We start from the raw sequence: 22,628 nt of genomic DNA on the forward strand, positions 1-22,628 counted from the left end.
GTTCCAGTCTCCGGAACAAATTGCCAGACCGGACGTTGCCTCGTCAGATTTTTCCCGTGTCGGGCGACCGCGGGAGCTTTCCCGACACTCTCTCGCCTTTGAGCAATGGCCATCACGCCCCGTCTGTGTGAATATCGGTCCGGCATGTGCGCACCCGCATGACAACGGCCGACGCCTTGAACGATCCTTTGCCCGAGACCATCGCCGCCGAAAGGCTGCGCCAGCACCTGGAAGAGATCGCGCGCGAGCGCGACGACGCCTATCGTGCGCTCCAGGAGCGCGAGGCGGAGCTCGCCCGAGTCCAGCGCATCGGCAAGGTCGGCGGCCTCGAGGTCGACTTCCGCGACGGCTTCAAGAACCGCCGCTCGCCCGAATATTTGATGATCCACGGCCTGCCGGCGGAAGCCGCCGGCGAGTCGCACCAGGATTGGGTCGATCGCATCCATCCCGAGGACCGGGAAGCGACCGTCAAGCACTTCATCGACGCCCTTGCCGGGACCAGCGAAGACTATGTCGCCGAATACCGCATCATCCGTCCCAGCGACGGCGAAACCCGGTGGATCCGCGTCGTCGCCAAGATCGAGCGCGACGGGGACGGCCACGCCATCCGACTGGTCGGCGCCCATATCGACATCACCGACCAGATGCTGGTCCGCGAGACCCTGCGCGAGAGCGAGGAGCGTTTTCGGCTGATCGCCGACAGCGCGCCGGTGCCGATCTGGGTGACCAAGCTCGACCGCAAGCGGTCCTTTGCCAACCAGGCCTATGTCGACTTCGTCGGCCTGCCCTATGCGGAGGCCATCGATTTCGACTGGCGCAAGGTGCTGCATCCGGACGACCTTCCGCATGTGCTGCAACAATCCGTCCAGGGCGAAGCGTCGCTGAAGCCGTTCGTGCTGGAAGCCCGCTACAGGAACGCGAGCGGCGACTGGCGCTGGCTGCGCTCGGAATCGCAGCCGCGCTGGGACCCGACCGGCAAGCACATCGGCTTCATCGGCGTCGCCCACGACATTACCGCCGCCAAGCAGGCCGAGATCGAGCTCAGGCGGCTGAACGAGACGCTGGAGGAGCGCATCACCGAGCGCACCGCCGAGCTCGAATCCAACGAGGCGCGGCTGCGCGCGATCCTGGAGACCAGCAACCAGTATCAGGGACTGGTCAACCTCAAGGGCGAGCTGCTCTACGCCAACAAGACCGCGCTCGCCGGCATTCGCGCCGAGGCCCACGGCGTCATCGGCAAGCCGTTCTGGGACACGCCGTGGTTCGCGACCACCGAAGGCATGAGCGCCGTCGTGCGCGCCGCCTTCGACACCGTGCTCGGAGGCGAGGCGGTGCGGATGGAAATGCGGCTGCGACTTCCCGTCGGCGAACGCGATTTCGATTTCGGCATGCGTCCCGTGCTCGACCGCCACGGCAACATCACGGGCGCGGTGCCGGAGCTGGTCGACATCACCGAGCGCCGCCGCGGCGAGGAAGCGCTGCGGCAGTCGCAGAAGATGGAGGCGATCGGCCAGCTCACCGGCGGCGTCGCGCACGACTTCAACAATCTGCTCACCATCATCCGCTCGGCCACCGACTTCCTGCGCCGGCGCGAGCTGCCGGAGGAGCGCCGCCGCCGCTATGTCGACGCCATCTCCGAGACCGTCGAACGCGCCTCCAAGCTCACGGCGCAGCTGCTGGCCTTTGCCCGCCGGCAGCCCTTGAAGCCGCAGATCTTCAACGTCGGCAGCCAGGTCGATGGCGTCGCGCAACTGGTCCGGCCGCTGGTCGGCGGCCGCATCGAGATCGCGGTCGAGGTCCACGATGACGACTGCTTCACGGTTGCCGACATCGCGCAATTCGAGACCGCGCTGATCAACCTCGCCATCAACGCCCGCGACGCGATGAACGATGAAGGACGACTGACCATCGCGGTGCGGAAGGTTCAGGGCATTCCGAGCCTGCGCGCGCAATCGGCGCGCGGCGGCGACTATGTCGCGATCTCCGTCGCCGACACCGGCTGCGGCATCGCGCCGGAAAACATCGACGCCATCTTCGAGCCGTTCTTCACCACCAAGGAGGTCGGCAAGGGCACCGGCCTCGGCCTGAGCCAGGCCTTTGGCTTCGCAAAACAATCCGAGGGCGACATCGCGGTCGCGAGCGCGCCGGGAAAAGGCGCGACCTTCACCATCTATCTGCCGCAGGCGCAGAGCCCTGCCGGGGAGAAGGCAGCCGCGGCGCTGACCCACGAGGCCGCAACCACCGGGCGCGGCTATCGCGTGCTCGTGGTCGAGGACAATGACGATGTCGGCCAGTTCTCGACCGAGCTGCTGGAGGATCTCGGCTATGTCGTCCGCCGCGTCGCCAACGCCAACGCGGCGCTGGCGATCCTCGGCGAGAACGAATTCGCCGTCGACCTCGTCTTCTCCGACGTCATCATGCCCGGCATGAACGGCGTCGAGCTCGCCGGCATCATCCGCGAGCGCTATCCGGGCCTCCCCGTCGTGCTCACCAGCGGCTACAGCAACGTGCTGGCCGAGAACGCCCATCGCGGCTTCGAGCTGATCCAGAAGCCGTATTCGGTGGAGTCGCTGTCGCGCATCCTGCGCAAGGCGATCACGGAGAAGCTGTCGGTGGTGCGGTGAGTGACCACCAAAAAAACGCTGTCGTCCCGGCGAAGGCCGGGACCCATACCGCGTGATCTCTCTTGTGGCACACACAACGTCGTTCTTCGCCAAACACCTTTTCGTGGTTATGGGTCCCGGCCTTCGCCGGGACGACACCGAGTGTTAGGCTCCAGCCAGCCACATCACGACAACTTAACCGCGCGCGCATCAGGAAGCCCATGAAACCCGCCCTCCTCTCCGCCTGGCAGACCTGGGCGCTGCTGTCCGCCTGCTTCGCCGCGCTGACCGCGATCTTCGCCAAGATCGGCGTCGAGAACATCAATCCGGATCTGGCGACCTTCATCCGCACCATCGTGGTGCTGCTCGCCTTCTCGGTGCTGTTGTTCTTCACTGGCCAGTTCGCCGTGCCGTCGGCGGTCGCGCCGAAAACCTGGCTGTTCCTGGTGCTGTCGGGGCTTGCAACCGGCGCGTCCTGGCTGTGTTATTTCCGCGCGCTGAAGCTCGGCCCCGCGACGCTGGTCGCGCCGATCGACAAGCTCAGCGTTGTCCTGGTCGCCCTCTTCGCCTTCACCTTTCTCGGCGAGCGCCCGAGCGCGCAGGGCTGGCTCGGCATCGCCATGATCGGCGCCGGCGCGGTGCTGCTGGCGGTGAAGTTTTGAGGAGCTCACCGGTGACGCGCGGAACCAACCGGACGTCACGAAGGTTGCTGCCGGGGCAACTTTGAGCCTCGATCGAGAAACCGATGTCGAGCCAAGACCCCGATCAGACGACGCGAGCCGGCCGCGCACTGGATGCGGCGAACTTTTTTCTCGCCGATGTCCGCGACGGACTTGGCCCCTATCTCGCCGTTTATCTTCTCACCGAGCAGCACTGGGACGAGGCGCGCATCGGCCTCGTGATGTCGATCGCGACCATTGCCGGCATCGCGGCGCAGACGCCGGCCGGCGCGCTGGTCGATGCAACGCGGGCGAAGCGGTCGGTGATGGCACTCGCCGCAATCATGGTGACGCTCGCATCGTTGTCGCTGCCCTTGTTTCCGGGCTTTCGCCCGGTCGCGATCTCGCAAGGGATCGCGCAGGCCGCGGCCGTGGTGTTTCCGCCCGCAATCGCCGCCGTCTCCCTCGGCATCTTCGGCCATGCTGCCTTCACCCGGCGCATCGGCCGCAACGAGACCTTTAATCACGCCGGCAATGCGGTCGCAGCCGGCCTCGCGGGGCTCTCCGCCTACTGGTTCGGCCCGACCGTCGTATTCTACCTTCTCGGCGCCATGGCAGTCGCAAGCCTCATCAGCATTCTTGCGATCCCCGGGCGCGCCATCGACCACGATCTCGCGCGCGGGCTGCACAATTCCGATGCGGGTAGCCGGCAGGAACAACCCTCGGGCCTCGGTGTCCTCCTGACCTGCCGCCCCCTGCTTATCTTCGCGATCTGCGTGGCGCTGTTTCACCTCTCCAACGCGGCCATGCTGCCGCTGGTCGGGCAAAAGCTCGCGCTCCAGGACAAGAACATGGGAACGAGCCTGATGTCGGCCTGCATCGTGGCAGCGCAGGTGGTGATGGTGCCGTTCGCGATGCTGGTCGGCGCGAAGGCCGACCGTTGGGGCCACAAGCGCTTCTTCCTCGCGGCGTTGTTGATCCTGCCGGTCCGCGGCGCGCTCTATACGCTCTCCGACAATCCGTTCTGGCTGGTCGGCGTGCAGCTTCTCGACGGCGTCGGCGCCGGCATCTTCGGCGCGATCTTCCCCGTCATCGTCGCCGACCTCATGCGCAATACCGGCCGTTTCAACATCGCGCAAGGCGCGGTCATCACCGCCCAGAGCATCGGCGCGGCGCTGTCGACGGCACTGGCGGGGCTGGTCGTGGTCGGCGCGGGCTACAGCGCGGCTTTCATCACCCTCGGCGCGGTGGCCGCGATCGGCGCCGTCATCTGCTTCCTCGCCCTGCCCGAGACGCGGCACATCGCAGATGGCGGCCCGCGTCCGCGGGGGAAGACAGCGGCGTCCGCATCAGCTATCGCTGCCGAATGAAGCCGTTTCACTTCGAGGACTGAACGTGCCGACCGTGCCGCATGACGCCTTCTGGGCCTGGAGCATCATTGTGCTTGCGACCGCAGGCGTCATCACCCGTCCCTTTCATCTGCCCGAGGCGATCTGGGCCGTGATCGGTGCCGCGGCGCTGGTGCTGCTCGGCCTCCTGCCATGGCCGGATGCGCTTATCGGCATCGAGAAAGGCATCGACGTCTATCTCTTCCTGATCGGCATGATGCTGATCGCCGAGCTGGCGCGGCTCGAAGGCCTGTTCGATTATCTCGCAGCCCTCGCCGTGGAATATGCAGGCGGCTCGCCGCAGCGGCTATTCCTGCTGATCTATCTCGTCGGCACTGTCGTGACGGTGCTGCTCTCCAACGATGCCACCGCGATCGTGCTGACGCCCGCCGTCTACGCCGCAACGCGCGCGGCCGGCGCCAAGCCGCTGCCTTATTTGTTCGTCTGCGCCTTCATCGCCAACGCGGCGAGCTTCGTGCTGCCGATCTCCAATCCCGCCAATCTCGTCGTGTTCGGCGCGCGGATGCCGCACCTCACCGAATGGCTGCGCCTGTTCGCCCTGCCCTCGGCGGCCTCGATCCTGCTGACCTATGTCGTGCTGCGCCTGACCCAACACCGCGCGCTGAAGGAGGAGACGATCGCGCGGTCAGTGCCGCATCCCAAGTTGAACCGCGGCGGAAAACTGACAGCCGTCGGCATCGTGGCGATCGGCGTCGTGCTGGTCACGGCCTCCGCGCTGGACAAGCCGCTCGGCCTGCCGACCTTCATCTGCGGCGTGGCGACCGCCGCGATCGTGCTGCTGCTGAGCCGGCAATCGCCGCTGCCGGTGCTGCGCGGCGTCTCCTGGAGCGTGCTGCCGCTGGTCGGCGGGCTCTTCGTGATGGTGGAAGCGCTGGTGAAGACCGGCGTGATCGGGCAGCTCAGCACACTGCTGCATGAGGCGGTAGCGCAATCCGTCCCACAAGCCGCCTGGAGCACCGGCATCGCCACCGCAATCGCCACCAACATTGCCAACAATCTACCGGTCGGCCTCGTTGCCGGCTCGGTTGCCGCCAGCGATCATTTGCCCGCGCCCGTCGTCAGCGCCATCCTGATCGGAGTCGATCTCGGCCCCAATTTGTCGGTGACCGGTTCGCTCGCCACCATCCTGTGGCTGGTCGCGCTCCGTCGCGAGAGAATCAAGGTCGGCGCCTGGCCGTTCCTCAAGCTCGGCATGCTGGTGACGCCGCCCGCCCTGATCGCGGCCTTGGCAGCCGCGATCAGGTAGCGTGCATACTAGTCGTTCTCGTAGCCGTAGACTTCCGGCAGGATGAAGATCGCAGCGAGCAATCCGATCATCGGGAAGATCGCGACCATCAGCGTGGCATTCGCCTGCCCGATCGCAGCGAACACCGTCGGGAACAGGAAGATCGCCAGGAACGACGGCAGCTTCACGAACATGTAGGCGAAGCCGCTGGCGGTGCCGCGGTACTTCGGCTTGGCGACCATGGTCGGGATCGTCATGCAGTTCGACGCGTCCCAATAATGGCCCCACAACATGGCGGCCGCTGCAAACGGCAGCAGGATCTTGTTGTCGGTGTAGAGCGCGAAAGCCGCGACCAGCAGCGATGCCAGCACGATGCCGAAGCCGGCGATCGCGATGCCGCGGTGGCCGATCTTCGGTGTCAGGAGCGGGCCGACCCAGCCGGACAGAGCGGCGAAGCAGAACAGCGCCATCGTCACCAGGTTGATGCCGAGCACGCTCGACACGCCGACCATGACAAAGAGCACCGGCAGGTAGAACGCAAAGGTCGAGAACTCGCTGCCTTGCGCAAAGCAGGCGATCCAGCCGTAGACAGTCGCTCGCCAGCGGATCGGATCCTGCTTGAGGTCGGCGAGAAAGGCGCGGGTGCTGACTTTCGGCACTTTCACATCGTGGTCCGGCAGCATGGCCAGATCGTCGTTGAACATCTCGCGCGCAACCTGCTTGGCCTCGCGGTAGCGTCCCTTCTGCACCAGCCACACCGCCGTCTCCGGCACGTCGTGCCGCATGATCAGAATGATCAGCGCCGGCACCGCGCCGAGGCCGAGCGTCACGCGCCACAGCATCTCGTGTTGCATGTCGATCAGAAGGAAGATCACGATGACGCCGATGGTCAGCACTTCGCCGACTGCGAACATGAACTGCCAGCGGTTGCCCATGACCTCGCGCTCGCCCTTGGCCATGGATTCCATGATGTAGGTGTAGCCGGTCGAAATATCCGAGCCGAGCGGAATACCGAGCAGGAATCGGATCACGATGAGCCAGGTGACGTTCGGCACAAAGGCCTGCGCCAGCGCCAGCACGATGAACAGCACCATCGTCACCAGGAACATGACGCGGCGGCCGATCTTGTCGGACAGCCAGCCGCCGAGCAGCGCGCCGATCAGGGCGCCGCCCTGTGTGCCGGCCGCGGCGAGGCCGAGCATCAGCGGATCGGGATTGTATTGCTCCTTGATGAAGATCAGCACGAAGGCGATCGAATAGAGATCCCAGGCCTCGACCAGGATCGAAGCCATCATCAGCCAGCCGACCTTGTTACCTTTGGGACTGTAGTTCGTGATGAGGTAGCGGACCGCGGCTTCGCTCGCGGTCGGTTGTGGCATGGCCATCGTTGACATGTTTGGTCCTCTCTTGAAAACTTTTTACGCGCCGAGCAGCGGCTCGATGCTGCAATCGAGCAGGCGCGGGTCGATCCCCGTCTCCATGCCCGTGAACATCTCGCCCATGTAGTCGATCAGTGCATCGCTCGCCTTCACCGCGTCGTCGACGCGGCGATTGGCGACGGCAGTGAGAATCGCCAGATGACGATCGATCGTGCCTGATAGATCGGCCTGTCCCGGCATGAAGCGGTGGTGGATATAGCCGATGCGGCGGTAGAGCGTGTGCAGCGGCCGCAGCGTATGCACCAGAAAGGGCTCCCCCGCCGCTTCCAGCACCAGCGCGTCGATGCGGCGGTCAATGCTGTTGAATTCGTCGAGGGTCAGGGTGGCGCGGCGTTCGCGCAGGAGCCGTTCGATATGGAGCGCCTGATTGCGATGCGACAGGCTGGCGCGATCGGCCGCGAGCCGGACCACGAAGCGTTCCATGTCGCGGCGCAGATCCAGCAGCATGCGCTCGCGGGCCAGATCGATCGGCGCGATGTGCAGGCCGTGGCGGGGGCGGATCATGATGAGCGTGTCGGCGGACAGACGATTGACGGCGTGATGCACCGGTGTGCGCCCGAAGCCGGTGATGTGCTGCAATTCCAGCATCGTCATGAACTGCCCGGGCTTGAGCTCGCAATGGACGAGAAGCTCCTCAATTCGCTGATAGGCGAGTTCGAAGAAGTTGAGCCGGTTGCGCCGGGAGGGCTTGCCCTCGCCGTCGTCCTCGTTTCTCACCACCTCGAGCGCGCGCTTGCGCCGTGCCATGTCGTCCTCCTGTCAGCCGCGCTCTCATTGTCGGGTGGCGCCCTATTTGTGGCACCCTTAAAACATGTTGTGATATATTACAAGCAGGCGTAAGACTTCGGCGCGACCTGCAACATGCTGCAGCGCAAAATGAGACGTAAGGCGCGAGGCGCCTGTGATGGGAGGATTGTTGCCGTGAAGATCACGTCGATCGAGACGCTGCGCACCGAGGAATTTTCCAACGTCATCTGGGTGCGCGTCCACACCGACACGGGCATGATCGGTCTCGGCGAAACCTTCTATGGCGCGGGCGCGGTCGAAGCGCAGATCCACGACACCTTTGCCGGCCGCCTGCTCGGCCGCAATCCGCTGCACATCGAAGCCATCCATCGCGACATGCTCAACCTGCCGATGGCACAATCCTCGACCGGCGTCGAATACCGCGCGGCTTCCGCGATCGACATCGCGCTATGGGACCTGTTCGGCAAGGTCTGCAATCAGCCTGTGCACCAGATGCTCGGCGGCCTCTGCCGCGACAAGCAGCGCATCTACAACACCTGCGCCGGCACGCAATATGTCCGCTCGACCAACATCAGCCCGGTGTCGAACTGGAATCTCGGCGCTTCCAAAGGTCCTTATGAGGATCTCGACGGCTTCATGAATCACGCCGATGCGCTGGCCGAGAGCCTTCTGGAGAGCGGAATCTCCGCGATGAAGATCTGGCCGTTCGATCCGGCGGCGCAGGAGAACAAGGGCCTCTACATCACCGCCGCGCAGATGAAGCAGGCGATCGAGCCGTTCGAGAAGATCCGCAAAGCGGTCGGCGACAAGATGGAGATCATGGTCGAGCTCCACTCGCTGTGGAACCTGCCGACCGCCAAGCAGATCGCGCGCGCGCTCGAACCGTACAAGCCGACCTGGTACGAAGACCCGATCCGGATGAACTCGCCGCAGGCGCTGGCCGAATATGCGCGCTCGACCGACGTCTGGGTCTGCGCCAGCGAGACGCTGGGCTCGCGCTTCCCCTACAAGGACATGCTCGATCGCGATGCCATGCATGTGGTGATGGCGGATCTGTGCTGGACCGGCGGCCTCACCGAGGGTCGCAAGATCGCGGCGATGGCCGAGACCTATCACCGCCCGTTTGCACCGCACGATTGCATCGGTCCGATCGGCTTCATCGCCGCCATCCACATGTCGTTCAGCCAGCCCAACACGCTGATCCAGGAATCGGTGCGCGCCTTCTATAAGGGCTGGTACAATGAGCTCGTCACCACGATGCCAACGATCAAGGACGGCTATGTCTTCCCGATGGAAGGCCCCGGCCTTGGCGTCGACCTCCTGCCCGCGGTATTCGACCGCAGCGATCTCACCGTGCGCCGTTCCAACGTCTGAGGATTTTTGAGATGAGCACCGCCCTCTTCGACCTTTCCGGCCACACCGCGCTCGTGACCGGTTCCTCCCGTGGCCTCGGCCGCGCCATTGCCGAGGGCATGGCCAAGGCCGGCGCCAAGCTGATCATCAACGGCGTCGATCCCAAGCGCGTCGAGCAGGCCGTCGCCGAGTTTCGCGCCGCCGGGCATCAGGCCGAAGGTGCCGCGTTCAACGTCACCGACGAGCCTGCGATCGTTGCGGCGTTCAACGATTTCGACAAAAAGGGCATTGCGGTCGACATCCTCGTCAACAATGCCGGCATCCAGCACCGCAAGCCGCTGGTGGAGTTCACCACCGACGAATGGCGCAAGGTGATCGAGACCAACCTCACCAGCGCCTTCGTCATCGGCCGCGAGGCGGCCAAGCGCATGATCCCGCGCAAGCACGGCAAGATCATCAATATCGGCTCGCTCGGCAGCGAGCTCGCGCGTCCCACCATCGCGCCCTACACCGCCGCCAAAGGCGGCATCAAGAACCTGACCCGCTCGATGGCGGTGGAATGGGCCCAGCACGGCATCCAGGCCAACGCAATCGGTCCCGGCTACATGCTGACCGACATGAACGAGGCGCTGGTCAACAACACCGATTTCAACACTTGGCTGATGGGCCGCATTCCCTCGAAGCGCTGGGGCAGGCCGGACGAGCTGGTCGGCGCCGCGATCTTCCTCGCCTCCGACGCTTCGACTTACGTCAACGGCCAGATCATCTATGTCGACGGCGGCATGATCGCCGCGATGTGATTGCGAACACAAAAACGGAGCAAGCCATGCGTGCCGTCGTCATTCACGCACCGAAAGACCTGCGGATCGACAGCTACCCCGATGCGGCGCCCGGTCCCGGGGAAGTCCGCGTCAAGATCGCCAACGGCGGCATCTGCGGCTCCGACCTGCACTACTACCATCATGGCGGCTTCGGCGTCGTCCGTATCCAGCAACCGATGGCGCTGGGCCATGAGATCGCAGGCGTGGTCGCCGCCGTCGGTGACGGCGTGACCAGCGTGAAGCCCGGCAGCCGCGTCGCGGTCAATCCGAGCAAGCCGTGCGGCCAGTGCCTGCATTGCCAGGAAGGCATGCGCAACCAGTGCCTCGACATGCGCTTCCTCGGCAGTGCGATGCGCTTTCCGCATGTGCAAGGCGGTTTTCGCGAGTTCATCACGATCGACGCCACGCAGGCCGTGCCGATCGCCGACAGACTGTCGCTGGCCGAGGCCGCGGTCGCCGAACCGCTCGCCGTGTGCCTGCATGCCGGCAAGCAGGCCGGCCCCCTCCTGGGCAAGCGCGTGCTGATCACCGGCTGCGGCCCGATCGGCGCGCTGATGATTTTGGTCTCGCGCTTCGGCGGCGCGTCCGAGATCGTAGTGACCGACGTCGCCGACGCACCGCTCGCGGTCGCCAGGAAACTCGGCGCCACGCACGCCATCAATGTCGCGAGCGATGCCACAGCGCTCGATCCCTGGCGCGCCGGCAAGGGCGTGTTCGACACCCTGTTCGAAGCTTCCGGCAACCAGGCCGCGCTGCGGACAGCGCTCGACGTGCTGCGGCCCGGCGCGACGCTGGTGCAGCTCGGCCTCGGCGGCGAGATGAATCTGCCGATCAACACCATCGTCGCCAAGGAGCTGCAGCTCCGCGGCACCTTCCGCTTCGACCCCGAATTCGAGCTCGCGGTGCGGCTGATGGGCGAAGGCCTGATCGACGTCAAGCCGTTGATCACCGCCACACTGCCGTTCGAGAACGCGGTCGCCGCCTTCGAGCTCGCCAGCGACCGCTCGCAGTCGATGAAAGTGCAGTTGACCTTCTGAGGATGTCAAATTCTCAGGGCTGCGCCGCGCCGTCGAGAAGACGATCGCCGACCAGCCGGACTGCACCCCGCTTCCAGGAATAGTCGGCCCCCATGCGCAAGCCGCTGTCGCCGCGTGCGACAACGGCGCCGGTCCGGGCGTCGCGAACCTGGAAGCCGACCGTGTATTCAGTTCGGCTCACGCGCCGGACCACGCCGATCAGCGATTGATCGGCGCCGAGCTTGCCGGCAACGGCGGCGTCGCACCCCCCGCAGTCCCGCAGGCCGTGTGACGTCACGACATCATCGCGGGCGACGCTGACGTCAACCATGCGGTAACGGCCGGACTGTCCGAGCAGCTCGCGCACACCGCCCGTGACCTCGGCGAGGTACGACGCATCGGAGGCCGTCAGCCCGGCCGCGGGCGCCGCGGTATTGTCATCGAGCTCGAAATCGAACACCGCGAGCGCGATCGAAGGCGCCGCGAGTGCGGCCATGACCTCGCGGGACACGAAGATCTCGGCACGCTCCCATGCCTCGTCATTGTCGCCGCGGAAGGTGTAGAGCTTGTCCATCACGACTTTCCTGGCGCCGACGTCGATCACAGCGACCTTGGCCCATTGCACCAGCGTGCTCGTCTTCTGGATGCCGCCGATGATCTTGAACGCCGGACCGTCCTGTGCGTCCGGCGCAAGCCGGTAACGCCGGTCCGCGCCGATATCCCGCCGCAGCGCGGCCATGAACGCCGCCAGCCGCTTCTCGTGGGCGGCGGTCTGGTTGGCCGGCTCGTCCGACGTATCGGCATAGCTGAAATCGTCGATAGCGACGCCGATGGCCTCGGCCGCGGCTGGCGAATAGGCTGCCGGGAGGGCACAAAGGAGACAGGCTGAGAGGATCAACCAGGTGCGACGCATGCGGGCCTCGTGTGATGGAGCTGCGCGGCAGTCTGGAGGGCTGCTTCCCACACTGCAGCCGCGGCTGTCCCGATCACAGCCGGGAAAATTTCACGACGTTGCACCGCGGTATGCGCAGTGCTTTCCGCCGCTTCCTTTCTGCCGTTTAATGCGGAGGCGACAAACCCCGTTCGCGCCAGGTGCCTGCCGATGTGGAACCGCCCGAGATTCGATCTCAAGGTCCGTCTGACGTTGCGCGTAGCCGCCATATCGGCCGCCTGCTTCGCCGCGATCTCCGCCTATTTCCTCATCACGGCCGATCGCGCGGCCCATGCGCGCATCGACGATATCGCCGCCATCGTGGCCAAGACGCTGGAGCTCCAACAGGGCAAGATCCAGTGGGTGGCGAGCCCGCGCTCGGACTTTCCGAACCTCGACCCTGTCTCGGCCTATGTGATGACGCCCGGCCTGTGTCTGGCGTTCCGCGGTACGAATGGTGACTTCCTCCAGCGCTTCTGTAGTGGCGCACCTATCCCGGCGAGCCCGCCGCCGCAGGCCTTCGCGGCGTTTTATCACGGCCTGTTCGACCCCGGCCGCGAGGCGGCACGGCCCGTGATCGTGCGCGGTGCGAAGCTCGGCGAGGTCGTGGTCTCGGTCGATCCGGCCGTGCAGACGGCCGACGCCTGGCACGAGGCCGGCCGCCTGATGCTCGCGCTGGCGATCGCCCTGCCGCTGCTGTGCGTCCTGGTCTACGCCGCACTGGCGCGCGCCCTGCGCCCGACGCGCATGATCCGCACGGGCCTGGAGCGGATCGCAGCCAACGATCTCACGACGCGGCTGCCGCCGTTCGATCTCGCCGAATTGTCGGCCATCCGCGACGTCTTCAACCACCTCGCCGAAAGCCTCGACACGGCACTGGCCGAACGCGCCGAACTGACGCGGAAACTGATCGCGCTCCAGGACGAGGAGCGCCGCCATCTCGCACGCGAGCTGCACGACGAGTTCGGCCAGTCGCTGGCAGCCATCCGCGCGCTGGCCTCCTCCGCCCGCCAGACCGCCGCGCAGGAATGCCCGTCCCTGCTCGGCGAATGCGACGGCATCGCACGGACCTCAACCGGCATGATGGAGACGCTGCGCGGCGCACTGTTCCGGCTACGCCCGCCCGATGTCGAGGAGCTCGGGCTCGTCGCCAGCCTCGAAGGTCTCGTTGCCGGGTGGAACGGACGCAGCGGCGGCAAGACGCGGTTTGCGATCCGCTTCGACGGCACGTTCGAGACCCTGCCGGCCACGATCAGCGCGAGCCTCTACCGCATCGTGCAGGAGGCGCTCACCAACGCCGCCAAGCATGCCGGCGCCACAAAGGTGAGCCTGGAGCTGGCGATGCGCACCGACGAGATCGCCCTTGCGATCGACGATGACGGACGATCGCACGATCCAGCCACGAAATCCGGCATGGGCCTGCTCGGCATGCGCGAGCGCGTCGCGGCCCTGCGCGGCCGACTCAGCTTCGAGGCCGGCCCCAACGGCGGCTCCGCGCTGCGCGTCGTCATTCCGCTCCCGGCCGCCGGTCAGCAGGTGCTGGAGCGCGCGGCATGAGTGCGACGATTCTGCTGGTCGACGACCACTCCGTCGTCCGCGAGGGTTATCGCTCCGTGCTCCAGAAGCAGCCGGGCCTGCGCGTCATCGCTGAAGCCGGCGACGGCGCGGAGGCCTATCGCCTGTTCAAATCCGAGGCGCCCGACCTCGTCATCATGGATCTGAGCATGCCCGGCATCGGCGGCATCGAGGCCGTGAGGCGCATCAGGCAATGGGACAAGGCGGCAAAGATCCTCGTTTTCACCATGCACGAGAATGCCGGCTTCGCCCTGCAGGCGATCCGCGCCGGCGCGCGGGGCTACGTCACCAAGACCAGCCCGCCCGAGACGCTGGTGCGCGCGGTGATGGATGTGCTCGCCGGCAAGATCGCCATCAGCCCCGACATCGACCACGAGCTCGCGCTGAGCCGGCTCAGCGGCGAAAGCTCCGCCGCCGACGTTCTCACGCCGCGCGAGTTCGAGGTGCTGCGGCTGCTGCTCGCCGAGAACACAACGGAGGAGATCGCCGAGACGCTCCACGTCAGTCCGAAGACGGTCGCCAACCTGCACTCCCTGATCAAGGACAAGCTCGGCGTCGGCTCGGACATCGAGCTGGTCCGGCTGGCGCTGCGTCAGGGAATTTTGACGCAAGTGGATCTCGGCGAAGCCTGAAGCGCGCTGCTCAGACGAGATAGCGCGTGAGATAGCCTTCCATCGCGTAGAGCGCGCAGAGCGCGAGGCTCGACCACACCGCGGCGCTGAAATACAGGAACATCCAGGTCAGTTCGCCCTTCCAGTGCGCGACGTCGTGGGTCACCACCCAGCGCGTAGCGACGTCATGGAGCCCTTCGAGGAAGCCGAGCAGCCTGTTGCCCTCTTCATGCCCCGCCCGCCAGCGGCTGAGATACATCGGCACGTCGACGGTGACGAGGAAAGCGAGGAAGCAGGCGATGCCGACGATGCCCGCGATCAGCGCCCAGCGCACCACGCCCTGGAATTCCGGCATCAGCCGGCACAGCGCGATCCCGACCAGGAAGAAGGTCACAGCCCACAGCGAATTCTCGATCGCGTTGTAGAGGTAGTTGGTGGTCAGCACCGCGTACCAGGAGAAGCACTCCGCGATGATGATCACGGGCACGATGACGAGGGCGATGCTCACCGTGGTCTCGGCACCGGCCATGGTGCCGAGCTGATGCAGGATGATGGCCCATTGCGCGGCGAAGCACACTTCAGCGACGGTCGCGACGGAGCGGCCGACGAACACGCTGGAGAGCCAGGTGTCGAACAGGCAGATCCGCTGCACATCCGCGCGCGGCAGGAACGAACGGAAGGCGCAGCCGAACACATAGCCGGCGCAGAGCAGCAGCATCACGCCCATCCCCGACGGCGCACCGAGGCTGCCGGTGACGGGCTGATAGAACTCCCGGTACAGCATGAACCAGACAAGGATGTTGACGTTGCTGACGAGCGTCAGGGACCCCCACCACCACGCGAGGGGATTTGACCGCGCCTGCAACATCAGCCTCATCGATTGCTCCGTTGTAACTGGATTGACATCCAACGGTAGCAATACTGTCACATTCGAGTCGTCCGCGGCGACAAAAATTTGCGTGACGGCACTGTCATAATTGCGGAAGACAGGCCGGGAACCTGCGGGCCGTCCCAGGGTCGCCGGCCCGGCGACCCGGAACGACCCTCGCCTCATCCCTTCATCCCGCCCACATAGGCCGCGAGCTTGTCCAGCGTCTGGTAGCCGTATTCGACGGCGCCGAACCCGATCATGCCGTCGCGCTGCTCGGTGCTCGAGGCCAGTTGCCGCATCATCAGCACGGTCTTGCCGTTGCTTTGCTCGGCGAAGGTGACAGTGAAGCGGAACATGCCGGGATCCTCGTCCTGGTCGGTGCCGTGATCCATCTCCATCAGTGAAGGCCGCTCGATGCGGCGGAAGCGCATGCGGTTCGGATAGACCGTGCCGTCGGGGCCGATCATGTTGAAGCGCCAGACGCCGCCGACGCGCACGTCGATCTCGAAGGTCTCGAGCTTGAAGCCCTTCGGCCCGAACCATTGCGGCAGGTGCTTCGGGTCGGACCACGCCTCGAACACCAGATCACGCGGCGCGTCGATCACGCGCGACATCACGATCTCGCGGTCGAGCGACCATTGCGACAAAGCAGGGTTGGCAGAACTCGTCATCACTCGTCACCTTTCCGTTTGGTTGTTCGGGACGGCCGCTTAGCTGCCGCCCTCTCCTTCTTGAGCTTCAACACGTAGGCCTCGAACCGATCGAGCCGCCCCTCCCAGATCGCGCGCTGCTGCTGGAACCAGTCTTCCGCGCCGACGAGCGCCTCCGGACTGAGGCGGCAAGTGCGCACGCGGCCGGACTTCTCCGACTGAACGAGGCCGCTCGTCTCCAGCACGTGGATATGTTTCATGAAGCTCGGCAGCGCCATGTCGAAGGGATTTGCGAGCTCACCGACCGACGCCTCGCCGGCGCATAGCCGCATCACGATCGCCCGCCTTGTCGGGTCGGCAAGCGCCGCGAAGATCTGATCGAGCCGGGATAGTTGGTTAGCCATGTAGCTAACTATAGGCCCGCCACCAACCGGCGTCAATAATTGTTAGCTCATAAGCTAAGTATTTTCCCTGGGGTGCCGATGTGGAACCCACAACGCGCAATCGTGAATTGGGACACCGGGGCCTCCCCGCTAAAGGAATCACGGGGGCGTATCGCATCAATCGTCAGAGCACGTGCCACCTGTTGTCATCTCACCACACCTCACCCGGCGAGTTCTCGCCCGAGCCGCGCTCGTTCCGCTCGCGATCGCCCTCGCCCGGCCGCGCCGAGCATCTGCGGATTCCGACATGATCGCGCAGATGCGCGACATCGTCGCCAATGAGCTGGCGCCGACCGCGGCACCGGACCAGCCGGGCGGCCTTGCCGCCGCGCTCTACGCCGGCCGCCACGTCGAATTCTTCAACTACGGCTTTGCCGACGACGCGACCCGGCGCGCGGTGACGCCGGACACGCTGTTCAACCTCGCCTCGTTGCGAAAACCGTTCGAGGCGACGCTGGTCGCGCTCGGCACGCTCCGCGGCGAGCTGCGGCTCGACGATCCTCTGACGACATACATGCCCGAGCTCGACGGCGACTACGTCCGCCGCGTCACCGTCGGTGAGCTCGCCACGCATACGTCGGGACTGCTGCTGCCGACCGATCATCCGCCCTGGCCGAACGACTCCTTCACGCGCGCGCAGCTCGTCGACATGCTCAACGCATGGAGCCCGCAGGCCGGCGAAGCGCCCGGCCGGCAGCGCATCTACAGCCATGCCGGCTACGTGCTGCTTCAGCTCGTGCTCGAGCGCTGTTACGGCACCCCGATCGCAACGCTGTTCGAACAGCGCATCCTCAAGCCGCTCGGCATGACCGCAACTTGCGTGCCCGAACGTGGGCCGGACAACCGCGCCGTCATGGACGAGGCCTGGACGCAGCGCGTCGCGCACGGCTATTCCGATCAGGGCATGGCGATCGGGCCGCCCGGCAACCAGCAGAGCTATTTCGATATCCCCGGCACCGGCCAGATGTTTTCTTCCCCGCGCGATCTCGCGACATTCGTGGCGGCCTGCGTCGATGGCCGCTCGATCGACCCGCATTTGCGCGAGGCGTTGCGGATGACGCAGCACGAAACCTTCCGCGTCGACGCAAAATTCGGACAAGGCATGGCCTGGGAGACCGTGCACCTTCCCGGTCTCACCGTTGTCGACAAGCCAGGCGGCCTCAACAACGCATCGGGCTATATCGGCCTCGTTCCGGCGCATCGGATCGGCATCGTGCTGTTGGCCAATCGCGGCGAATATCCGCACGAGATCGCGCGCTACAAGATCCTGCCCGCGCTGGTGCATCTCGTGTCCTCGCACGCCGGCTGAATTTCAAAACAGAAAGCCCCGGCTGTGCCGGGGCTTTCCACGCCAGGTCGGAACGGGATGAAGCTCAGTACCTGGCGACGACCGGTCCGCCGAACTTGTAGTTGACGCCGACACGCACGATGTTCGACTTGAGGTCGACCGAGTGGGTGTAGACGTTGCCCGGATATTGCGTTGCGCCGCTAACCAGGTTCGTGCTGGTGGCGCTGGCGCGACCGAGATCGACATAGAGATATTCGGCCTTGAGCGACCAGCCGCCGCCGAAGGCATATTCGGCGCCGACGCCTGCGGTCCAGCCGAGGCGCGTGTCGCGGATCGTGCCCGACTCGGTCGCGGCTGCGAACGTGTCGGTGAAATTGAAATTGCCCTTCACTTCCGCGATGGCCGCGCCGCCGGTGGCGTAGAGCAGCCAGGTCGGAGCCGCGAGGAAGCCGACGCGGCCACGGATAGTGGCAAGCCAGTCGGCCGAGACCTGCGACGACACCGTAAAGCCGGTCGGGGCGCAGCAGGGATAGAGCGCCGAGCCGCTCGCGCTGCCCTTGAAGCCGAAATAGTTGATGTCGCCTTCGAGGCCGAGCACGGCGTGGTTGACCTGCCAGTTGTAGCCGGCAGTGAAGCCGCCGGTCACGCTGGAGCTGTTGACGCTCTGGGCACCGACGGCGCCAATGGCGGGGACGCTGCTGGCGGCAAAATAGCCGGCCGGAGCAAACACGGTCGAGGTGGTCGGATCGGCACTGCCCCACTGCCCGCCGACATTGCCGCCGACGTAGAAGCCGGTCCAGTTGTAGGCCGGCGCCATCACCGGCGCCTTGGTGTACTGCGCGGCGAGGTCGGCCGCCTGCACGGATGCGGTGCCCAACACGATTGAAGCAACCGCCAGCAAAAACGTCTTCATTCCAGTCTCCTTGCCCCACGCGACAAAACTCGCGTTTCGAATGCGCGCGGGCGAAAGGCATCCGGCGCAGACCGGGGATAGGCTGCCGGCCCCGTGCCGTCTTGGGCTGCGGCGAAGTTCATAGGGACTGTGACGTAGTGTGAGGTCCACCGCGTGCGAAGTGTGACGTGTGTGACCGAAGTGCCACGCATTTCGCACGCCGCAGCACCAGGCAGCGGCGCGCAAGGCACGCCCGTGTCGCGCCAGGGCAAGCGCGCGGAAATGGAGCTTCGAATCTTCTCTCGTCGAAGACGCTCAGACCGAACGCGTCAGCCCGCCGTCGACGCGGATGTTCTGGCCCGTGATGTAGGCCGCACCATCGGACGCCAGGAACGAGATCGTCGCGGCGATCTCCTCGACCCTGCCGTAGCGCTTCATCGGCACGCTGTCGCGGCGCGCATCCGCCTGCGGCAGGCTGTCGATCCAGCCCGGCAGCACGTTGTTCATGCGGATGTTGTCGGCGGCATAGGTGTCGGTGAAGATCTTCGTGAAGGCGGCCAGCCCCGCGCGGAACACTGCCGAGGTCGGAAACATCGCGCTCGGCTCGAACGCCCAGGCGGTCGAGATGTTGATGATGGCGCCGGCCTTCTGCGCCTGCATGACCGGCGTCACCAGCCGCGTCGGGCGGATCACGTTGAGCAGATAGGTGTCGAGGCCGGTGTGCCACTGCTCGTCGGTGATCTCGGTGATCCCCGCGCGCGGCCCGTGGCCGGCGCTGTTGACGAGCACGTCGATGCGACCCCACGCGGCAAGCGCACCGTCGACGAGGCGCTTCAGATCGTCATTGGACTTGTTCGAGCCGGTGACGCCGATCCCGCCGAGCTCGGCCGCCAGCGCCTCACCCTTGCCGGAGGACGACAGGATCGCGACCCGAAAACCGTCGGCCGCGAGCCGCCGCGCAGCCCCCGCGCCCATGCCGCTGCCGCCGGCGGTGACGAGTGCGACCTTCTCTGCTGCCATGACCGATCATCCCCTGTGATACCGTTGAGGCGAGCCGCAGGCCCGACCTATCATGAGGCCTTCTACAGCCAGACTTGCCGACAGGTCCACCGTCGAAGGCATCCGTCATGAGCGACTTGTAAGATGAGCAATTTGCAGATCCGCAACCTGCGTTCCGAGGAAATCTCCCTCGCCATCGACTGGGCGGCGGCCGAGGGCTGGAATCCGGGCCTCTCCGATGCGGCCTGCTTTGCGATTCCCGACGCGCAGGGCTTCTTCGTCGGCGAGATCGACGGCGAGCCGGTCGCGACCGTGTCCTGCGTCAACTATGATGACCGCTTCGCCTTCCTCGGTTTCTACATCGTGCGCGACGGTTTTCGTGGCGCGGGCCACGGCCTGCGCATCTGGGACGCGGCGATCGCGCATGCGGGCTCCCGCGTGATCGGGCTCGACGGCGTCGTGGCCCAGCAGGCCAATTACAAGAAATCCGGCTTCCGGCTTGCTCACGCCAATATCCGCTATGGCGGTGTCGCCGACGCACCGGCCAGGCCGCCCGCCGATGTCGTCGGGCTCGACACGATCCCGCTTGCGCTTGTCGAAGCAGACGACGCGACCGTCTTTCCGGCCCCGCGCAGCGCCTTCCTGCGCGCCTGGATCAACACGCCCGGCCATCTCGGCCGCGCGCTGCTGCGCGACGGTAAGCTCGCCGGATGGGGCGTGATCCGTCCGTGCCGGACAGGCCACAAGATCGGCCCGCTCGTCGCCGACGACCGGGCCGCGGCAGAGGCGGTCGTGCAGGCCTTGCTGGCAAGCGCGGGTGGCGGCGAGATCTTCCTCGATCTCCCCGCGGTCAATCGCGAGGCGATCGCGCTCGCGCAGTCGCTCGGCCTCAAGCCGGTGTTCGAGACGGCGCGGATGTATACCGGACCCACCCCGCCGCTGCGGATCGACCGCGTCTTCGGTGTCACCAGCTTTGAGCTGGGCTAGCTGGCCGCGCGATCGCTGCTCGACCCCGGCCGCGCTGTGCGCGCAGCCACCGGCTGCGCCGATCCGCGGTCAAAACTGCGAATTGAAACTTTGGCTTTTGTGGCCTGACTCTCACAGTCGGCCGCGCCGGGGTGCTAAGCTCCCGGCTGCGATTGCACCATTGCGGGTGCAATGCGCGCGGGCATCCTCGCCGTCGAGGCGTCCGCATCGGCTCGGCTGTCGTGATTATTGTCAGGCAATATTTCGCTTTTCAATGAGAGAGATTTCCATGACTGAAACCAGCAAAGCCCCCCATCCTCCGTCCGCGGACGCGGACATGCCGCACACCGTAATCGCCTCTGCCGTGCTGATGGCCGCGGTGGTAGCTTATGGGCTGCACGCGATATTCATCTCGGGACCCATGATGCGGGAAGAGGCCGTCGCCAACCTCGCGCGGATCATCGCCGAGGAGGACCGCGACGTCTGCGGCCAGTTCGGGCTGCGCCCGGACACGACCTCTTTCGCGGCCTGCAGCCGCGAGCTCGCCACCGTCAGGCAGAAGCAGTCCGACCGCGACAAGGCGGCCGCGGCAGGCATTCTCTGACCTGGCGGCGCCGCTCAGTAGCAGCGCATGATGTTGACGGTGTGCTCGCCGCCGCCGCGGCCGGGCACTGTCACGGACTCCGTAGGACAGCTCGGCACATAGGGACGATCGGACTGCACCACGTTCGGCGGGAAGCGATGCGCCCAATCCCAGGGAACGTCGTAGGTGTAGGTGTAGCGCACGTCGTTGGAGACCGGCTGCCCGGCATCGACGAAGGGCTGGCTGTAGTTCGCACCGTCGTAGAAGAATCCGCCGCCGCCCGGCCAATAGACCAAGGGATTGTTGCGCCGGTGGAACCTGGCGCCCGGCCCGATCGGCGCACGTGCTGTGGCCGGAGGCGCGGCTGCGCCCACCACGCCATGCGGCGCGGCGCCGCCGGGTCTTGCAAAACTGTCGCTGGAGCTAAGGAGCAGCGCTGCTGCGCTGAGCGAGGCGAGCAACGCCCCATGGGTTCTGAACGTCATGATACGCACCAACTCGTTTGGCTTGGCGATAGCGGCTCCCCACTGCACGCTAGGCCGGGCCATCGCCCGCCCGCAAACGTATAATTAATTGTTGGTTAAGGCACGGGATTAACAGGGAATATGGTGCGGCAGAACGCGCGCCTCGGCCATTTCGGGCTCGTTCCGGCGCGCGACCCGCGGAACCAGAGGTCCGGCAAGGCCCATCATCCGCACGGACGATGGGCCGTCGCGCGTCAGTGGCCCTGCTGCTTGCGCAGCCAATCCAGCATGTCCTTGGCATTTCCGGTGCCCTGCGACACGATCGCGGTGTTGCCGCCGCTGCGGCGATAAACCGTGGTGCGGCCCGGCTCCTTGTCGATCCGGACCTCGGCCTGCGCCGGATCGCCGCTTTGCGTGATGACCGCTGTCCCGTTTTCGTCCTGGACCACGGTGGTGTGGCCGTCGCCGGACTCGCCGGCTCCGGCCGGCGCCATCGCAATTGCGGTCATGAGGCTCATTCCGGATGCGAGCAGGAGGAACTTCATATCACACCTCTTCTTCGTCTCGATCATCGTCCGAACTGGAATATGGCCAGCCAGTTGAAACGCCCGAACTGCCTGATTGCTCCCGTGTTCATGTCACCGACCTGAAGCAGGAGCGCATTGGTCGAATTGCCGACCTGGGTGATATTGGCGAAATTGCTCAGGCCTGACTGGCCGATCAGCGCATTGGTGGTGCTACCGACCTGAATCACATCGACCTGGTTGCGCATCCCGGTCTGGACAATCGTCGCGTCGACGGTGCCCGTCCCGATCTGGATCACCCGTGCGATATTGATGCGGCTGTTCTGCTCGATCGTGACCGGCTGGACGTCGTTGCCGAACTCCACGATCGTCTCGATGCTCACATTCCTGTTGGTCACGCCGCGCTGGACCGAGCCTGCGGATGCCTCCGTCGCCGCGCCGATGACGGCGAGCACCGCCGTCATCGCCAAGAGCTTGCTCAAGACCTGTCTCAAGACCTGCCTGCCGCGTCGCATCGCCGCTCCCCTTCGCACCTTGAGGTCAACGCGCCCGCAGGCGT

23 protein-coding genes are annotated in these 22,628 nt (G+C 65.7%); 12 read left to right on the forward strand and 11 right to left on the reverse strand.

What is annotated here, in order from left to right:
- Positions 1-146: 146 nt before the first annotated feature.
- From ACXJMY_RS30670 to ACXJMY_RS30685, 4 genes are all read left to right on the forward strand, one after another.
- A complete protein-coding gene (locus ACXJMY_RS30670) occupies positions 147-2,624 on the forward strand; it encodes a PAS domain S-box protein (protein ID WP_456623082.1) in 2,478 nt (825 codons plus the stop codon).
- 200 nt (positions 2,625-2,824) lie between these two features.
- The gene (locus ACXJMY_RS30675; protein ID WP_456623083.1) at positions 2,825-3,265 is read left to right on the forward strand and encodes an EamA family transporter; all 441 of its coding nucleotides are present in this window, start codon (positions 2,825-2,827) and stop codon (positions 3,263-3,265) included.
- Between the two features lie 83 nt (positions 3,266-3,348).
- Positions 3,349-4,632 carry an MFS transporter gene (locus ACXJMY_RS30680; protein WP_456623084.1) on the forward strand — a complete coding sequence of 428 codons (1,284 nt, stop codon included), beginning with the start codon at positions 3,349-3,351 and terminating at the stop codon, positions 4,630-4,632.
- Between the two features lie 34 nt (positions 4,633-4,666).
- Positions 4,667-5,917 (forward strand): arsenic transporter, encoded by a 1,251-nt coding sequence (locus tag ACXJMY_RS30685; protein WP_456623112.1) that lies wholly within the window; start codon positions 4,667-4,669, stop codon positions 5,915-5,917.
- An 8-nt stretch (positions 5,918-5,925) separates the two neighbouring features.
- Here the strand turns inward: ACXJMY_RS30685 and ACXJMY_RS30690 are convergent, their stop codons facing one another.
- Both ACXJMY_RS30690 and ACXJMY_RS30695 read right to left on the reverse strand, forming a co-directional pair.
- Complete coding sequence (locus ACXJMY_RS30690) at positions 5,926-7,290, reverse strand: MFS transporter (RefSeq protein ID WP_456623085.1); 1,365 nt, start codon at positions 7,288-7,290, stop codon at positions 5,926-5,928.
- Between the two features lie 24 nt (positions 7,291-7,314).
- Positions 7,315-8,082 (reverse strand): GntR family transcriptional regulator, encoded by a 768-nt coding sequence (locus ACXJMY_RS30695; RefSeq protein WP_456623086.1) that lies wholly within the window; start codon positions 8,080-8,082, stop codon positions 7,315-7,317.
- 174 nt (positions 8,083-8,256) lie between these two features.
- On the opposite strand from ACXJMY_RS30695, the gene ACXJMY_RS30700 reads away from it, so the two are divergent.
- The 3 genes from ACXJMY_RS30700 to ACXJMY_RS30710 are packed head-to-tail and all read left to right on the forward strand — an operon-like array spanning position 8,257 to position 11,293.
- On the forward strand, positions 8,257-9,456 hold the full coding sequence (locus tag ACXJMY_RS30700; protein WP_456623087.1) for a mandelate racemase/muconate lactonizing enzyme family protein: 1,200 nt from the start codon (positions 8,257-8,259) through the stop codon (positions 9,454-9,456).
- An 11-nt stretch (positions 9,457-9,467) separates the two neighbouring features.
- Positions 9,468-10,235, forward strand: coding sequence for an SDR family oxidoreductase (locus tag ACXJMY_RS30705; protein ID WP_456623088.1), 768 nt, complete (start codon positions 9,468-9,470; stop codon positions 10,233-10,235).
- A gap of 26 nt (positions 10,236-10,261) precedes the next feature.
- A complete protein-coding gene (locus ACXJMY_RS30710) occupies positions 10,262-11,293 on the forward strand; it encodes an L-idonate 5-dehydrogenase (protein WP_456623089.1) in 1,032 nt (343 codons plus the stop codon).
- 13 nt (positions 11,294-11,306) lie between these two features.
- Here the strand turns inward: ACXJMY_RS30710 and ACXJMY_RS30715 are convergent, their stop codons facing one another.
- Positions 11,307-12,185, reverse strand: a complete 879-nt coding sequence (locus ACXJMY_RS30715) for a DUF2380 domain-containing protein (protein ID WP_456623090.1) — start codon at positions 12,183-12,185, stop codon at positions 11,307-11,309.
- Between the two features lie 189 nt (positions 12,186-12,374).
- Here ACXJMY_RS30715 and ACXJMY_RS30720 point away from each other — a divergent pair, with 189 nt between their 5' ends.
- Both ACXJMY_RS30720 and ACXJMY_RS30725 read left to right on the forward strand, forming a co-directional pair.
- Complete coding sequence (locus ACXJMY_RS30720) at positions 12,375-13,760, forward strand: histidine kinase (RefSeq protein WP_456623091.1); 1,386 nt, start codon at positions 12,375-12,377, stop codon at positions 13,758-13,760.
- Positions 13,757-14,410 (forward strand): response regulator, encoded by a 654-nt coding sequence (locus tag ACXJMY_RS30725; protein WP_456623092.1) that lies wholly within the window; start codon positions 13,757-13,759, stop codon positions 14,408-14,410. The genes ACXJMY_RS30720 and ACXJMY_RS30725 overlap by 4 nt, the downstream gene beginning before the upstream one ends.
- Positions 14,411-14,420: 10 nt before the next feature.
- Here ACXJMY_RS30725 and ACXJMY_RS30730 read toward each other — a convergent pair whose 3' ends face one another.
- The 3 genes from ACXJMY_RS30730 to ACXJMY_RS30740 form a co-directional block, all read right to left on the reverse strand.
- Positions 14,421-15,266: a hypothetical protein gene (locus tag ACXJMY_RS30730; protein WP_456623093.1), complete on the reverse strand. Its 846-nt coding sequence runs from the start codon at positions 15,264-15,266 to the stop codon at positions 14,421-14,423.
- A 173-nt stretch (positions 15,267-15,439) separates the two neighbouring features.
- Positions 15,440-15,931 (reverse strand): SRPBCC family protein, encoded by a 492-nt coding sequence (locus tag ACXJMY_RS30735; RefSeq protein ID WP_456623094.1) that lies wholly within the window; start codon positions 15,929-15,931, stop codon positions 15,440-15,442.
- Positions 15,931-16,314, reverse strand: a complete 384-nt coding sequence (locus ACXJMY_RS30740; RefSeq protein ID WP_456623095.1) for an ArsR/SmtB family transcription factor — start codon at positions 16,312-16,314, stop codon at positions 15,931-15,933. Before ACXJMY_RS30740 ends, ACXJMY_RS30735 begins: the two co-directional genes overlap by 1 nt.
- Positions 16,315-16,600: 286 nt before the next feature.
- Between ACXJMY_RS30740 and ACXJMY_RS30745 the strand changes: the two genes are divergently transcribed.
- Entirely contained in the window at positions 16,601-17,662 is a 1,062-nt protein-coding gene (locus ACXJMY_RS30745; protein WP_456623096.1) for a serine hydrolase, read from the forward strand.
- A gap of 64 nt (positions 17,663-17,726) precedes the next feature.
- Here ACXJMY_RS30745 and ACXJMY_RS30750 read toward each other — a convergent pair whose 3' ends face one another.
- On the reverse strand, positions 17,727-18,554 hold the full coding sequence (locus ACXJMY_RS30750; RefSeq protein ID WP_456623097.1) for an outer membrane protein: 828 nt from the start codon (positions 18,552-18,554) through the stop codon (positions 17,727-17,729).
- A 294-nt stretch (positions 18,555-18,848) separates the two neighbouring features.
- The gene (locus ACXJMY_RS30755) at positions 18,849-19,553 is read right to left on the reverse strand and encodes an SDR family oxidoreductase (RefSeq protein WP_456623098.1); all 705 of its coding nucleotides are present in this window, start codon (positions 19,551-19,553) and stop codon (positions 18,849-18,851) included.
- 123 nt (positions 19,554-19,676) lie between these two features.
- Here ACXJMY_RS30755 and ACXJMY_RS30760 point away from each other — a divergent pair, with 123 nt between their 5' ends.
- Positions 19,677-20,519: a GNAT family N-acetyltransferase gene (locus ACXJMY_RS30760; protein ID WP_456623099.1), complete on the forward strand. Its 843-nt coding sequence runs from the start codon at positions 19,677-19,679 to the stop codon at positions 20,517-20,519.
- 316 nt (positions 20,520-20,835) lie between these two features.
- Entirely contained in the window at positions 20,836-21,102 is a 267-nt protein-coding gene (locus ACXJMY_RS30765) for a hypothetical protein (protein ID WP_456623100.1), read from the forward strand.
- A gap of 14 nt (positions 21,103-21,116) precedes the next feature.
- Here the strand turns inward: ACXJMY_RS30765 and ACXJMY_RS30770 are convergent, their stop codons facing one another.
- The 3 genes from ACXJMY_RS30770 to ACXJMY_RS30780 form a co-directional block, all read right to left on the reverse strand.
- A complete protein-coding gene (locus tag ACXJMY_RS30770; protein ID WP_456623101.1) occupies positions 21,117-21,566 on the reverse strand; it encodes a hypothetical protein in 450 nt (149 codons plus the stop codon).
- Positions 21,567-21,799: 233 nt separating this feature from the next.
- Positions 21,800-22,090 carry a hypothetical protein gene (locus tag ACXJMY_RS30775; protein ID WP_456623102.1) on the reverse strand — a complete coding sequence of 97 codons (291 nt, stop codon included), beginning with the start codon at positions 22,088-22,090 and terminating at the stop codon, positions 21,800-21,802.
- A 23-nt stretch (positions 22,091-22,113) separates the two neighbouring features.
- Positions 22,114-22,551 (reverse strand): curlin, encoded by a 438-nt coding sequence (locus tag ACXJMY_RS30780; RefSeq protein WP_456623103.1) that lies wholly within the window; start codon positions 22,549-22,551, stop codon positions 22,114-22,116.
- Positions 22,552-22,628 lie beyond the last annotated feature (77 nt).

This window comes from Bradyrhizobium sp. P5_C12 (assembly GCF_054049735.1).

Coding starts and splice junctions, on each gene's coding strand:
- ACXJMY_RS30675 (WP_456623083.1), top strand. CDS start 2,825: ATGAAACCCGCCCTCCTCTCCGCCTGGCAGACCTGGGCGCTGCTGTCC.
- ACXJMY_RS30730 (WP_456623093.1), bottom strand. CDS start 15,266: ATGAGGCTGATGTTGCAGGCGCGGTCAAATCCCCTCGCGTGGTGGTGG.
- ACXJMY_RS30765 (WP_456623100.1), top strand. CDS start 20,836: ATGCCGCACACCGTAATCGCCTCTGCCGTGCTGATGGCCGCGGTGGTA.
- ACXJMY_RS30760 (WP_456623099.1), top strand. CDS start 19,677: ATGAGCAATTTGCAGATCCGCAACCTGCGTTCCGAGGAAATCTCCCTC.
- ACXJMY_RS30715 (WP_456623090.1), bottom strand. CDS start 12,185: ATGCGTCGCACCTGGTTGATCCTCTCAGCCTGTCTCCTTTGTGCCCTC.
- ACXJMY_RS30755 (WP_456623098.1), bottom strand. CDS start 19,553: ATGGCAGCAGAGAAGGTCGCACTCGTCACCGCCGGCGGCAGCGGCATG.
- ACXJMY_RS30750 (WP_456623097.1), bottom strand. CDS start 18,554: ATGAAGACGTTTTTGCTGGCGGTTGCTTCAATCGTGTTGGGCACCGCA.
- ACXJMY_RS30770 (WP_456623101.1), bottom strand. CDS start 21,566: ATGACGTTCAGAACCCATGGGGCGTTGCTCGCCTCGCTCAGCGCAGCA.
- ACXJMY_RS30735 (WP_456623094.1), bottom strand. CDS start 15,931: ATGACGAGTTCTGCCAACCCTGCTTTGTCGCAATGGTCGCTCGACCGC.
- ACXJMY_RS30745 (WP_456623096.1), top strand. CDS start 16,601: ATGATCGCGCAGATGCGCGACATCGTCGCCAATGAGCTGGCGCCGACC.
- ACXJMY_RS30695 (WP_456623086.1), bottom strand. CDS start 8,082: ATGGCACGGCGCAAGCGCGCGCTCGAGGTGGTGAGAAACGAGGACGAC.
- ACXJMY_RS30725 (WP_456623092.1), top strand. CDS start 13,757: ATGAGTGCGACGATTCTGCTGGTCGACGACCACTCCGTCGTCCGCGAG.
- ACXJMY_RS30705 (WP_456623088.1), top strand. CDS start 9,468: ATGAGCACCGCCCTCTTCGACCTTTCCGGCCACACCGCGCTCGTGACC.
- ACXJMY_RS30680 (WP_456623084.1), top strand. CDS start 3,349: ATGTCGAGCCAAGACCCCGATCAGACGACGCGAGCCGGCCGCGCACTG.
- ACXJMY_RS30775 (WP_456623102.1), bottom strand. CDS start 22,090: ATGAAGTTCCTCCTGCTCGCATCCGGAATGAGCCTCATGACCGCAATT.
- ACXJMY_RS30690 (WP_456623085.1), bottom strand. CDS start 7,290: ATGTCAACGATGGCCATGCCACAACCGACCGCGAGCGAAGCCGCGGTC.
- ACXJMY_RS30720 (WP_456623091.1), top strand. CDS start 12,375: ATGTGGAACCGCCCGAGATTCGATCTCAAGGTCCGTCTGACGTTGCGC.
- ACXJMY_RS30740 (WP_456623095.1), bottom strand. CDS start 16,314: ATGGCTAACCAACTATCCCGGCTCGATCAGATCTTCGCGGCGCTTGCC.
- ACXJMY_RS30710 (WP_456623089.1), top strand. CDS start 10,262: ATGCGTGCCGTCGTCATTCACGCACCGAAAGACCTGCGGATCGACAGC.